The sequence below is a fragment of the Streptomyces sp. NPDC018000 genome (assembly GCF_044328025.1).
Classification (GTDB): Bacteria; Actinomycetota; Actinomycetes; order Streptomycetales; family Streptomycetaceae; genus Streptomyces.
This window is the reverse complement of record NZ_JBIRGM010000008.1, coordinates 51,343-63,518: the sequence shown is the minus strand read 5'-3', so window position 1 is coordinate 63,518 and position 12,176 is coordinate 51,343. Positions and strand designations below refer to the sequence as shown.

The following is a 12,176-nucleotide window of genomic DNA, read 5'->3' as shown; positions in this document are numbered from 1 at the left end:
GACGACGCCGCTTTCGAAACACGCCCTCGGCCCGTCCGGCGTTCGAGGCCAGAACCGTTGCGTTGGAGACCGGCCGACCGGACAGACGGGAGGCGGGCTCAGCCCGAGACGAGGCGCTCCGGCTGGATGCCTCCGACCAGCGTCGCCAACGCCTGGTCGATGTCCGGACCGAGGTACCAGTCCCCGGTGTGATCGATGCTGTACACCCGCCCCTCCGCGTCGATCGCGAGGACCGCCTGCCCGTCCCCCTCCTCGCCCAGCGGGCTGACCTCGGTCTCCAGCGCCCGGCCGAGGTCACCGAGCGTGCGGGCGAGATGCAGCCCGCTCATCGGGTCGATGCGGACCGAGGCCGGTGCGATCTGCCGGCCCGGCGCGGAGGCAGTGATGTGCAGTCCGCCGAACTCCGCCCACGCCTCCACGGCCGCCGGGAAGACCGCGTGCCGATGACCGGCCGGCGAGGCGTGCGAGCGCAGCGCGTCGGCCCACTCCTCGGCCTGACGGATGTCCCAGCGACCGGGCTGCCAGCCTGCGGCGCGCAGGGCGGCGTCGACGGCGACGGCGAAGCGGGTCGAGGCATGGCGGTCGCGGTCCGTGGGGTCCACCTGTTCGGGTAGGTCGGTTCGGTCGTGCATGGACGCGCGGTCAGCCCTTCTTGGTGGTGGTCGCCGCCCCGGTGGTCGTGAGGTCGACGGGACGTACGCCGAAATGGGCGAGCATCGCCTCGCAGGAGCGGCATGGCGGCGCGTAACTGCCGTGCATCGGGTCGCCGTCCTCACGGATGCGCCGTGCGGTGAGCCGCGAGTGCTTCAGGGCGCGGCGGGCCTCGCCGTTGGTCAGCGGCTTGCGCCGGGCCCGCTTGGAACGGCCGGCCTCGGCCGCGGTGAGCTGCCGGGACAGCAGCATCGCCTCGGGGCAGCGGCCGGTGAAGCGTTCGCGCTGGCCGCTGGTGAGGGTGTCGAGGAAGTCCTGGACCAGTGGGTGCAGTACGGGCGGCCGGTCGCCCTTGCCCGCCGTGCAGGTGAGCGTCTCACCGCGTACGGACAGCGCTGCGGCCACCGCGGGCAGGATGCCGTCGCGGCGGTGGTTCAGGCGGGGTGTGCGGCTGGTCCCGGTGCTGCTCCAGCTGAGGCGAGGATCCCCGGATGTGACTGTTTGTGAGCTGTGCATGGTGCTTTCCCTCCCGTGCCCGCAGCGGTAGCTGCGCGATGTGCACGCCCCCCGAGTTGCGGTGACAGCCTGCCAAATGTCCCGGCTGGTGGGGAAGCGGGGGCAAGGAAACGCGCCTCCGTGTCACCCGGCAGTGGCACGAACATCGCTCGTCCGTCACGCGATGTGACGGTTCGTGACGGAGGAGATGAGGGGTGGCGTAGGGGCGCGACCCGTTCTTGCGCCACCGCATAGGCTGTGCCCGGACCGCCACCTCGGGCAGGTCGGTCCTCACCAGCCAGACGCAGCAGGGGGCAACCGCCATGACGACAGGTCGGCTCGGGCAGCAAGCCGCGCCACCGAACGCGGCCTACGCCGGGCAGCTCGTGCATTTCCCGGACCCGGTCCGCGGGTCCCGCCACCCCAGAGGCGTGCGCATGGACGAGAACGGCAGCCCGGACTTCGCGCCGTACGCGCGTGCCGCCGCCGAGATCGCCGAGCCCCCGCTGGGCTTCGGTGTCGACGAACTGCGGCTCACCGACTACGTCTCGGCCAACGCGGCGCTGGCGGCGAGCGGCCATGAACTGTGGGACACGATTCCCGCGGTCGCCACCCCGCACGGCTGGACCTGGCATCACGTACCCGGCGGCCGGCGCATGGAGCTGATCCCGGTCGAGGTCAAGGCGCTGCTCAGGCACCACGCCGGTATCGCCGCCACCGCGGTCGACCAGGACAAGCGCGGCACCCGCCCGCTGCAGGAGATCCGGCCCGCGCACTTCCGGCTGCCCAAGGGCGCCGTCGCGGTGAGCGAGCAGCAGATCCTGGGTGTCGAGGAGGACCTCGGCTACCGGCTGCCCGGCGCCTACCGCTCCTTCCTCAAGGCGGCGGGCGGCTCCGCCCCGGTGGGCGTGGCGCTCGACGTGGAGCTCGGTCTCCTGGTCGACCAGCCGTTCTTCACGGTGCGCGAGGAGGCCGCCGTGAACGACCTGGTGTACGTCAACAAGTGCCTGCGGGACCACCTCACCAAGGACTACCTGGGCATCGGCTTCGTCCAGGGCGGCATCCTCGTGGTGAAGGTGAAGGGCGACGGTATCGGCTCGGTCTGGTTCTGCGTGTACGACGACGCCCGGGACCAGGACGGCTGGACCGTGCAGGAGCGGGTGGACCGGCTGCTGCTGCCGTGCGGCGACGACTTCGACGCCTTCCTGCAGCGTCTGGCGGGCAATCCGCCGGAGCTGGAGACCGTGGCGAACCTGATGGTGGACGGCGGCTTCGCGCGGGTCGTCCCGGTGGAGGGGTGAGCGCGATGGTGACCTTTGCGCAGGCGCAGGAACGCGCGGACGAGTGGATCAACGGCGACATGCCCGCGTACCAGCACCGCGAGGTGCGGGTACGGGAGTTCGAGCTGGGCTTCGTGGTGTGGGGCGAGGACCGTGCCGAGGGCCCGGTCTCGGACGGCGGCCGGCAGCGGCTGGTGATCGCCAGGGACAGCGGTGAGGCGACCCTGTGGCCCGGACTGCCGGTGGGCGAGGTGATCCGGCGGTACGAGGAGGAGTACGGCGCACATGGCGCGGCACCGGTCGCTCCGGAGCCGCCGCAGCGCATCGATCTGAACCAGACGTCGTTCCTGCTGAGCCCCCCGGAGTGGCTCCAGGAAGCGGCCGACAAGCTGGGCATCCCGGACCAGCGGGCGGACCGGGACGGGGACGCGGCTCCTTCGGCCTCCTCTGCCTCCTCTGCCCCTTCGACCGCTTCCACCCCCTCGGCTCCTTCTGCCCCCTCGTCTCCTTCGGCCACTCCGCCTCCCGCAGCCCCTGCTGCTCCCGTGCCCGCGGCTGCGCAGGGTTCGCAGGGCGGGCCGGTCGCGTACGAACCCACCGCCAACGACGGCGTTCCGGCATCCCCGCCGAACGTGCCCGCCGGGTCCACCCCCTGGGCCGGGACCGACACCAACACGGGCACCGACGACGGTTCGGTGCCACTGCCGGCCGCGGTGTCCGCACCGCCGCTCTCGGGCGCCGACGACGAGGGCACCCCGCCGCCGGTCGTACCCGCCGATGCGCCGACCGCCCTGATGTCCGACGGCGGCCGGCCGCCCCGAACGGCACCCGCCCCCGGCCTGGACCAACAGCAGGCAATAGGCACACCGGCACCCGGAACACCTGCCCCGATTACCCCGAGCACCCAGAGTGCTCCTGGCCCCGGTGCCGGTGACATCGCGGACGCGACCACCAGCAAGGCCGTCGCGCCGCCGCGCGGTGCGCGCGGGGGTGGTCCGACGACCCCGCCGCCGCCCGGTGCCCCCGGCACTCCTGGCGCCAGGCCGGGTGCGCCCGTGCCACCACCCTCGGGACCGGGTGCGCCCGGCGCTCCGGCGGGTGGGTATCTGCCGACGCAGCTCGTCTCCCAGGTGGGCCCGCCCGGCGCCCCGCAGCCGCCCGGGCCGCCCGGAGTCCCCGGCGCCCCGCAGGCGTCGTCGCCCGCCGGCCCTCCTGGTCCTCCCGGTCCTCCTGGTCCTCCTGGTCCTCCCGGCCGCGTTCCCGGTTCGACGCCTCCGCCGCCCGGTGGCGGTGTGCACCACGCCGCGACGATGCTCGCGGCCCCTGGTCAGGTCGGGCCGTCCGCCCCGCAGCCTCCCGGTCCTCCCGGTCCGCCTGGTCCTCCCGGCCCGCCAGGAATGCCGAAGGGCGGCGCCCCCGGCCCCGTACCGCCGAATCCGCACACCCCGCCGCCTCCGGCGTACGGACATCCGCAGGCGCCGACCGGTCAGCCGACCGTCGGCCCCGGCTACCAGGCCGTGCTGCGCTACCGCGCGCCCGACGGCAGCGAGCAGCAGCTGATCCGCCGCTCGGCGCCCGGCACCCCGCACCCCGAGTGGCAGATGCTGTACGAGCTGCGGGCCTTGAACGTGCCGCCGCAGCAGGTCATCGAGCTGCACACCGAGCTGGAGTCGTGCGAGCTGCCCGGTGGCTACTGTGCGCGGATGATCCGCGAGACCTGGCCACAGGTGCGGATCACCAGCGTCGCCCCGTACGGCACCGATCACGCCAGCCGCCAGCAGGGCATGCAGCATCTGCTGACCCACCAGGGTGAGCTGCATCAGGTGGCGGACGGGCCGGCTCGTCCCGCGCCGGTTCGGGCTCCGCTGCCGCAGATGCCGCCCGCGCCGCCGGTGCCGCCGGAGGTCATCGCCCAGGAAATGATGCAGAGCTTCGGGCCGCAGGGCATCCTCCGCTTCGACGAGCGCGCGGTGTCCCGTCAGGGAGTGCCCGAGACCGTGGCACGGACGCTGGTGTGGGCGGGGCTGCCCGCCGACTTCGGGCCGTTCTTCTGGGCGCAGCCGCCCCAACCGGTGATGCCGACGCTGACCGAGCTGGCCGCACAGCGGCAGGTGCAGGCCGCCTCCGACGCGGCGTCGTACCTCGTCCTGGGGTCCGACTTCGGGCGGGCGATCTGTGTCCAGTACGGCACCGCGAACATCGTGGCCGTGCCGGTCGAGGCGGGCCCTGGTGGGCAGTCGGTGGCACCGCAGTTCGTGAACACCGGGCTGCCGGAGTTCCAGCGGTCGATGGCGCTGCTCGGCCGGATGTGGCGGCTGCGTTTCGGGCTCAATCCGGAGCAGGCGGGCCGCTGGACGGTCGACTTCCAGGCTCAGCTGGCAGCGCTGGACGCGGCGGCGCTGGCGTCCCCGGAGAGCTGGTGGTCCGTACTCCTCGAGCAGATGTGGGACGGGCTGATCTGACCTGGTCCGGCAGGTTCTGCGGATGGTGCCCGGCCCTTACGAGGGGGTCCGGGCGCCGGCCCTCGTATCGTCTGTGAAACCGGTCGCTTCCATCCGGAAAGCGGCCAAATCGATTCCGACTTCTGCGTCAATTGCCGCATCCTTGGCTTAGTGCTGGTGGTCGGAGACTCGGAAAGAGGCATCAACGATGAGTTCTGCACCCTTGTCCGCGCATGGCTTCGTCGTGGTACGAGGACGTGGCTACCGCCCGGAACAGGTCGACGCCAGGGCGTCCGACCTGTCGGCGGCGCGGGACGAGGCGTTGGACGAGGTGTCCCGGCTGACCGCACGGGTGGAGGAGCTTTCGGTCGAGGCGGTCCGGCTGAGCGAGGTCGTCGCCAAGCTCGCCCCGCAGGACTATGAATCGCTCGGTGAGCGCGCCCAGCAGATCCTGGCGCTCGCCGAGAGCGAGGCCCGGGCCGTACGGGGCGCCGCCCAGGAAGCGGCGCAGGCGCTGCGGGACGCGGCGGACGAGGCGGGCCAGGGGCTCCGCGAATCGGCGCGCGCGGACTCCGAGGCGATGCGGGCAGCGGCCGAGAAGCACGCCGACGACACGCTGACCACGGCCACGGGCATCGCCGAGGAGACCGTGGCCGAGGCCCGCAAGGATGCCGCGGAGGCGCGGGAGCAGGCGGAGGCCGTGATGGCCGAGACGCGTCACCGTACTGCGAGCGTCATCGCGCACCAGGAGCAGGAGCACTCCGAGCGGTGGAAGACGGCCGAACATGAGCTGGCGGAGGCCGAAGCCGAGCAGGCCGCGCACCACGACGGGCTGACCGGGCAGGCGGAGGCCCGCCTGGCCGAGGCGCGGCGGGCGCTGGCTCAGACCGAGGAGGCCGCACGGCACGGCCAGGAGGACGCCGACGCGCAGCGTGAGGAAATGTTCGCGTCGGCCAGGGTCCGCGAGGAGCGAGTGGTCCGGGAGACGGAACGGATCCTGCGGGAGCACGAGGAGGCGCGCGAGGAGCTGCACGCGCACATGACGCATGTACGCAACTCGCTGGCGGCGCTCACGGGGCGGGTGGTCCCGGGCCCGACGGAGGACTGATCAGCAGGAGATTGTCCAGATCGCGCTAGGGCCTGTTCCGAGTTTCCCGTCGTCCGCGCGGAGCGCGGGCGCCGCGGCGTCTGGTGCGTGCGATCGCAAGGCGGAGGGTCGCCCTCGTACTGGGCGTACGTGGGCGATCCCGACAACGCAGCGAGCGCGCGTGCCAGGCGTCGCGGCGCAGGCGGGAAACTCGGAACAGGCCCTAGGGCGTGTTTCGAAAGTGGCGTCGTCCGCCCCCGGCCGGACGGGACTTTCGAAACACGCCCTGGACCTGCCGGCCTGGATGCCGATGCTTGGCCTCACCGGGACCACCCGCCGGTGGGAGCCCCGCCGCCCGCTCCTGCGGCTGTCCTCCGCCGCCGCTCAACTCGTCACCACCGGCCGCCGCCTCGTGTCACCCGAGCCCGGTCGGCTGCAGACCCATCGCGGAGATTCCCTGGTGCGCCTCCATCGCGGCTTCGGCCCGTTCCGCCTCTCCCTTTGCGGCCAGGGCGTTGGTGGCGGAGTTGAAACGCTCCATGGAGGTGGGACGGTCGGGGCCCAGGACGTACTCCTTCAAGGTACGGCGGTCGAGGACCATCGGGTCGGTGCGCGGAGCGCGGACCGAGTCGAGGATCTCCGGGAGACGGGTGCACTCGCGGTCGAGGAGGTAGGCGCCGCCCGCAGTGGTGTAGGCGGCCCGGAACTCGTGGTCGGGCAGGTCGCGCGCGTTGGTGAGGATGTACGGCTTGAGGCCGGCCACGAAGTCGGCGACCACCGAGGAGACGTCGCTGATGAGGATGTCCGCCTGGTTGAAGCACTCGTAGAGGTTCGGCAGTTGCTCGACAATCACGTTGTGGCGGACGGCGCCCTGGCTCTCCCAGAAGATCCGGTGCCACTCGGCGCGCAGTTCCTGCCACTCGGCCGCCCCGGCACGGTCGGGAACCCGGGCCTCGCGCATCTGCTCGGCGTCGTCGCCGCTGTGCCGGCCGGCCAGTTCGTCGAGGCGGGCCTGGATCTCCTGCAGCCGGGGCCGTACGGCGGCGACCGCGGCCTCCGCCGCCGCGGGGTCGCGCCGCTCGTTGTCGGCGCGCAGCAGCCCGCGGATCGCCTGGTCGGCGGCCGCTGCCTCGGCCGAGCGCTTGCCGGTGAGTGGGTGCGGCTTGTAGATGATCCGTACGTTCTCCGCCAGGAGCTTCTCGATGAGAGGCGCGCCCATCGGGATCAGAGAGGTGTGGCAATCGTCGTCGCTCCAGCCCTCCCAGGTGGGCGCGTAGAGGACGACGGGCAGAGGGCCGGGGACGTGCTCGGCGTGCAGGCGGATCGGCGACAGCTGCGGGCGGCCCACTTCCACGATCGCGCTGTCACTGATCGCGTGCCGCACCCGCTGGTAGCGGTCCCGGCCCGCGCGGCCGGCCACCCAGATCTCGTCGTACACCTTGCTGACCCGGTTGCTGCTGGCGAGCTTGTCGCTGTCGCCGTGCCCGATGAAGACGTGCTTGGCCTCGGCCACGCGGAGCATGTGAACGTTCTTGCCCGCGTTGCCGGGATACAACACGACCCGGACGCCGGACAGTTCGAGCTCGGCCAGGTCGTCGGCCTTCGGCACGCAGACCACCGGGATCCAGGTACGGCTCAGGTAACGGAACGAGGCACGCTCCCGGAGGATGATCACCGGACGCAGGTCGAGCTGCTCGAGGGTCTCGATCCACATGTTGACCTGGTACATGAAGTCACGGGAGACAGCCGCGAAGCTGAAATAGAGCGCCACCTCCGGTCGGTATTCCTCCAGCCGGCGGTTGACCTCGGCGAACACCTCGTCCCGTGCGGGCATCCGGCGCACCCTGCGGTACTGACCCAGCAGCGCGAGGACAGCCGCCACGGTCACACCGACGGTGAACGCGAAGCCCGCGTAGGCCGGCTCCCAGGTGCCGGCGGCGAGCGCGGCGAGGAGTCCGGCGTGGGCCGGCAGGTCCAGGTGGAGGAGCTTGCGCAAGTGGCGTCTGTACAGTACGGCGGGCGGCTGCTTCGGTATCGGCAGCTCGCTCAGGTCGAGGTTGCGTACCACCAGCGGCAGCACCCGGCGCCGGCGGATGGCGTGGTGCACCGCCGTGTACAGCATCATCATCGCGAAGTGACCGCTGAAGACGGCGACGGCGGTGACCAGCACCGCACCCGGCGCGTCCATTCGGCTGGCCAGCGCGAGCAGCATCACCGTACGAACCGCGAACCGCATGGTGCGATCGAGATGCAGCGCCGCCAGCCGACGCACGAAACTCGGAGCTCGCACATGCAGTACCTCGTCCACCACATAGGTCACGGCCGCCCCCGCCACGAAACCCCACAGGGATGGCAGCAGGGCGAAAACCGGCAGCGCGACGAAACCGACGCCGAGCAGGAGCACAAGGAGCAGGTCGAGCACCCCGCGCACGCGCAGGACCCCACTCAACCGACGGATCAACATGGGTAGGCTTCCTCTTTCAAGACGTTCGCCCAGACGGAACGAACTGATGTACACCAGTTCGACTCGTGAAGAAGGTAAAGAGTTGTATGCCCGATCCACAGGAAAAATTCATCTTTTGTCCATGAATGCCTGAGGGCTGCTCCGCACCGTCGGCAGACGGCAACGGCATGCGGATCTCATCGGTGGCTCTGTCGACGACTGAGGGTTCTGGCTGGGTTCAGGCTGTCCTGGCAGACCTGTGACGGCGGCTGAGCAGTGCCGCGCGCACGGTTTCGACGGAGTCGACTCCTGTGCTCCCGCCGCCGTCGGTCCTGCCCTCGCTGTCGATCCCGACCTCGCTGTCGGTCCTGTCCTCGCCGTCACGGCAATCGCCGCAACTGCCGGGCCGGGCGGCGCGGAATGCACGTTCGCAGCCGCCGTCACAGGTCTGCCAGGGCAGCACATCCAACTGATCCGGCGGTACGGGCGTGGTGGGCACGGCGACCGGCTGCTCGCGCAGGCGGTAGGCCAGGATGCGGGCCGGGCGGGACCGGAGGGAGCAGGGGAGATCAAGGGTGAGTGCCCGGGTGATCTCCTGGGCGCCGATGCCCTGCACGACCCATTCGGTGATGGCGGGGGCGAGCGTGGCCACTTCACGCCTGGACAGCACGAGTCGACGGTCCACGATGCGGAGCGAGGCGAGGATGGCGACGGCCTGCGGGTCGGCGTCGTCGAGAGGGAGTGGGGGAGGGGCAACGAGCCCTGCGGGGGCGGCAGTTCCACCCGCCGGGCCGGCGTTCGCCGGTGGAGGTAATTCAGGTGCGGCATCGACCGGGCAAGCTTCACGGCTGTCACAGCTGTCATGGCCGTCACTGGCGGACGCGGCCCCGAACCCGGTCGCGCTGTCCGATGCTGCTTCCGGCGCCGCTTCCGCCGTCGGCCCGGCCTCCCCGTCTCCGGTAGGTTTCCGCGGGCGGGGCGGCGGCGGGGTGGGCCAATCCCCTTGGCCCGGTACGTCGTAGAAGTAGGTCTGCGTACGGATCAGGCCCCCGGGCCCGCGCACGCGGCGGCGTTCGAGGTAGCCCGCGCTTTCCAGCTCCCGGAGCGCCCGCGAGATCAGGATCTCGCCCTCGGTGAAGTGGTCGCACAACGCGGCGACGCTCACGCGGGCCCTGTCCGGCAACGAGAGGATGTACGCGGCGACGCCGACCGTGACCGCGCTTCCGGGGCGCTGCGCACGGGCGTTGGCGATCACGGTGAAGTGGGCGGTGAGGCGCGTACGCACATGAATCACGCCGGAGGCCGGAGCTCCGGCGGGGGCGGACGGGGGCGAGCTAAACTGCGAATCAGCCATTGGGAAGGTTCTGCTTCCTGGGTGGTCAGGCCCTCGATCGGGATTGCCGTCCCGGCCGGGGGCCGTCTTTGTCTGTGAGGTTCGCGGCGAACGTAACCGGCCCCACCCCGTATATGCAACCAAGTCACCCGTGTGAGTGACGAGTTGGGAGGGGTGGGGAGGGTAGGTAGTTTCTTTTCCCAGGTTCTTTGGGGAGGTCCGTGACTCACCGGGTCCTCGCAGACGAGCACCCGGTGACACCGAAGTGCTGCCCTGGTCCACCCACTTACGTATTCACGGGGTGGGTTGGCCGGTCGCTCCAGTCGGGTGGACTATGGGATCCGGGCATCGGAACGCGCCGCGCGGAGTGTCGGGTGACGAGGGGCAGCGAGGCATCGCTCTTCGCCCCCGAGTATCTGGCCATGCTCAAGGAAGAGACCGGCTTCGCCGACGTACCGGCGGACGTAATGACGCGAGAGCAGTGCCAAGAACTCGCCGCCCGCTACAACGGTGGCCGTTAGTGTCCTGACTCTGCGAGATGTGTGATTACTCGTACATGGTCGCCGCTTGGAGCGCTCGGGCGAAGAAGCGCCAGTCACCGTTGGCTGGCAGCTCGTGGCTGGCGTTGCGGTACCAACCGTCCGCGTCGCCAATCCAGGCTGCCAAGGCTTCCAGGAACCTAGGAAGGTCCGCGTTGTCCCATGAGTCACCGCCGTCCACATTGTTGCGGTGCAGAGAGCGGATGAAGGATGCCAGATCCTCTCTGCTGTCGACGTGATCAGGAGAAGTGGTCATGCCGGGAAGCCTACTTGGCACGCCACATCCCGCTCCTGGAGCACGCGCGAAAGGTGCTCGTCGACGAGGAGTCAGTTCCCGAAGAACTCCGCCAACTCGCGACTCACCTTACGAGCGCTCTGCGGGACGCGCTCCGCATCGCTGTAAGCCGAAGTCGCCGATTGGCGGCTTCGGCTCCCTCCTCTCGCGAAGGGGGGTGCAGGCCTCGACTTCCGGCAGCGGCCTCCGAGATGCTGCCGGATGGCATCTGACTCTGTAGCTCTCGCCGGACTAGCGATGGCGATCCCGGACCATCAGACCCCCCTGGCAACCACCTGCAGATCTGGTCGTCGACTTCTCGTCGACTAGAGACTTCGGCAACTGGGAGACATCTCATGCAAGTTCCGCCATAATGAGGACACTTGGCAACGACGCCGACTCCCTGCGTCCACCGCCTTGCGAGGCATGACTTGAGGGAGTCCGCATTGGAACCGATTTATCTTCTCCTCATCGCAGTCGTCCTGATGATTGCGAGGGAGTGGAACTAGTCGGAAAGCCAGGTATCGGGGGCCTGCGGGCCCCCGATTTTTCATCTGGGCGTTCATTCGCAGGAGGAGTTGTGCGGCTATGGAGCCGTAGGGGCGAGGGCTCTTCTCGGAGTCTGGAACCAGCCGAGTCAACTGAGCGTTACGACCACCTGGAGATCCTGCAAGGAAAGGCAGCCAGGCGATCTGCCGCCCTGGCTAACTTTCCCGCCTACGCTGGAGCAGCGATCATCCTGCTGATGATCGTCAAGGTTGCCCTTGTTTCTCAGGGGGCACCCTCCACGATGCTTGCCCTCATGTCCAATGCCAGTGTGCTGCAAGTCATCAGTGGCGCGGTAATTCTGCTCCTCCCATTCTCCGGACTGGTAGTCATCTACGCCAATGAAGAGCTGTACAGGAACCGGCTCATGCCGAAATGGAAGCGCCGGGAAATCCACACGGCTGTTTATGCGGCGACCTTTTTCCTGTCCTTTCTCATGCCATGGACTTGGGTGGCCACGGTGTGCGGAATCATGACACTCCGACATTTTGTATACGTCCGGGACAAGCGAAAAGGGAGAGTAGTAGAGAACATACCTGTGCTTGCTCACGAAGAGTGGCTGCAAAATCCCCCTGCAGACATCCGCTGCTATGGGATCTGGCAGCAGATCAAGGAAAAGGAGCAAGAGAAGCAGAGGATCCAGGCAAACCTGAATCCGGACCTTTCCGAGATAGGGCGCATCCACCTAGAGATTAGCGATCTTTCGACGCAATATAATGCACGCGTGGATGAAATTACCCGGGAGCGGCACTCTCAGGGGAAAGTCATCAGCTCCGTGATGTACACCTACGCCCTCATCCTCGCCGTGCAGTTCTTGGGTAACGATAAGCCCTGGCTACCCGCGGAGCTGGTGGAACTTAAGGGGGGTGGGCGCGAAATTTCCTATGTCGTGAGTTCCACCGAGGGGTGGACCACGATACTTCGCGACGATCCGCGCCAGATTTTCAGGGTTAGGTCCGACTCCGTGATCTCCCGGCAGATCTGCTCGACAGCGGACCGCACAGAGGAAAGCACGAGGACTCTGTGGCGTCTGGCAGCGGGGAGCGAGCCCATCTACCAGAAATGCCCGACTCCTCGGCAGCGTTGA

Annotated in this window: 10 protein-coding genes and 1 pseudogene; 6 read left to right on the top strand and 5 right to left on the bottom strand. The window is 69.4% G+C overall.

What is annotated here, in order from left to right:
• Positions 1 to 98 precede the first annotated feature (98 nt).
• Together ACH4EW_RS19200 and ACH4EW_RS19195 are read right to left on the bottom strand one after the other, a co-directional pair.
• Positions 99 to 632, bottom strand: coding sequence for an SUKH-3 domain-containing protein (locus tag ACH4EW_RS19200; RefSeq protein ID WP_398258325.1), 534 nt, complete (start codon positions 630 to 632; stop codon positions 99 to 101).
• Positions 633 to 642: 10 nt separating this feature from the next.
• Entirely contained in the window at positions 643 to 1,167 is a 525-nt protein-coding gene (locus ACH4EW_RS19195; protein ID WP_398258323.1) for a YwqJ-related putative deaminase, read from the bottom strand.
• 302 nt (positions 1,168 to 1,469) lie between these two features.
• Between ACH4EW_RS19195 and ACH4EW_RS19190 the strand changes: the two genes are divergently transcribed.
• The 4 genes and pseudogenes from ACH4EW_RS19190 to ACH4EW_RS19175 form a co-directional block, all read left to right on the top strand.
• A complete protein-coding gene (locus tag ACH4EW_RS19190) occupies positions 1,470 to 2,447 on the top strand; it encodes an SMI1/KNR4 family protein (RefSeq protein ID WP_398258321.1) in 978 nt (325 codons plus the stop codon).
• A gap of 5 nt (positions 2,448 to 2,452) precedes the next feature.
• A complete protein-coding gene (locus tag ACH4EW_RS19185) occupies positions 2,453 to 4,888 on the top strand; it encodes an SUKH-4 family immunity protein (protein WP_398258319.1) in 2,436 nt (811 codons plus the stop codon).
• A gap of 187 nt (positions 4,889 to 5,075) precedes the next feature.
• Positions 5,076 to 5,975 carry a cellulose-binding protein gene (locus tag ACH4EW_RS19180; protein ID WP_398258317.1) on the top strand — a complete coding sequence of 300 codons (900 nt, stop codon included), beginning with the start codon at positions 5,076 to 5,078 and terminating at the stop codon, positions 5,973 to 5,975.
• Between the two features lie 262 nt (positions 5,976 to 6,237).
• Positions 6,238 to 6,402 (top strand): annotated as a pseudogene (locus tag ACH4EW_RS19175) (IS1380 family transposase); the annotation flags it as partial.
• On the opposite strand, the gene ACH4EW_RS19170 reads toward ACH4EW_RS19175, so the two are convergent.
• The gene (locus tag ACH4EW_RS19170) at positions 6,370 to 8,418 is read right to left on the bottom strand and encodes a hypothetical protein (protein WP_398258315.1); all 2,049 of its coding nucleotides are present in this window, start codon (positions 8,416 to 8,418) and stop codon (positions 6,370 to 6,372) included. The pseudogene ACH4EW_RS19175 and the gene ACH4EW_RS19170 sit on opposite strands and share 33 nt — an antisense overlap.
• A 217-nt stretch (positions 8,419 to 8,635) precedes the next feature.
• Entirely contained in the window at positions 8,636 to 9,751 is a 1,116-nt protein-coding gene (locus ACH4EW_RS19165) for a hypothetical protein (protein WP_398258313.1), read from the bottom strand.
• 353 nt (positions 9,752 to 10,104) lie between these two features.
• Between ACH4EW_RS19165 and ACH4EW_RS19160 the strand changes: the two genes are divergently transcribed.
• Positions 10,105 to 10,251 carry a hypothetical protein gene (locus ACH4EW_RS19160; protein ID WP_398258311.1) on the top strand — a complete coding sequence of 49 codons (147 nt, stop codon included), beginning with the start codon at positions 10,105 to 10,107 and terminating at the stop codon, positions 10,249 to 10,251.
• Positions 10,252 to 10,276: 25 nt separating this feature from the next.
• Here ACH4EW_RS19160 and ACH4EW_RS19155 read toward each other — a convergent pair whose 3' ends face one another.
• Complete coding sequence (locus tag ACH4EW_RS19155; RefSeq protein WP_398258309.1) at positions 10,277 to 10,525, bottom strand: hypothetical protein; 249 nt, start codon at positions 10,523 to 10,525, stop codon at positions 10,277 to 10,279.
• Between the two features lie 763 nt (positions 10,526 to 11,288).
• Between ACH4EW_RS19155 and ACH4EW_RS19150 the strand changes: the two genes are divergently transcribed.
• On the top strand, positions 11,289 to 12,176 hold the full coding sequence (locus ACH4EW_RS19150) for a hypothetical protein (protein ID WP_398258307.1): 888 nt from the start codon (positions 11,289 to 11,291) through the stop codon (positions 12,174 to 12,176).

What these genes read in the sequence shown, in the direction of transcription:
- ACH4EW_RS19195 (WP_398258323.1), bottom strand. Translation starts at nt 1,167, where the DNA reads ATGCACAGCTCACAAACAGTCACATCCGGGGATCCTCGCCTCAGCTGG.
- ACH4EW_RS19180 (WP_398258317.1), top strand. Translation starts at nt 5,076, where the DNA reads ATGAGTTCTGCACCCTTGTCCGCGCATGGCTTCGTCGTGGTACGAGGA.
- ACH4EW_RS19170 (WP_398258315.1), bottom strand. Translation starts at nt 8,418, where the DNA reads ATGTTGATCCGTCGGTTGAGTGGGGTCCTGCGCGTGCGCGGGGTGCTC.
- ACH4EW_RS19165 (WP_398258313.1), bottom strand. Translation starts at nt 9,751, where the DNA reads ATGGCTGATTCGCAGTTTAGCTCGCCCCCGTCCGCCCCCGCCGGAGCT.
- ACH4EW_RS19200 (WP_398258325.1), bottom strand. Translation starts at nt 632, where the DNA reads ATGCACGACCGAACCGACCTACCCGAACAGGTGGACCCCACGGACCGC.
- ACH4EW_RS19155 (WP_398258309.1), bottom strand. Translation starts at nt 10,525, where the DNA reads ATGACCACTTCTCCTGATCACGTCGACAGCAGAGAGGATCTGGCATCC.
- ACH4EW_RS19190 (WP_398258321.1), top strand. Translation starts at nt 1,470, where the DNA reads ATGACGACAGGTCGGCTCGGGCAGCAAGCCGCGCCACCGAACGCGGCC.
- ACH4EW_RS19150 (WP_398258307.1), top strand. Translation starts at nt 11,289, where the DNA reads ATGATCGTCAAGGTTGCCCTTGTTTCTCAGGGGGCACCCTCCACGATG.
- ACH4EW_RS19185 (WP_398258319.1), top strand. Translation starts at nt 2,453, where the DNA reads ATGGTGACCTTTGCGCAGGCGCAGGAACGCGCGGACGAGTGGATCAAC.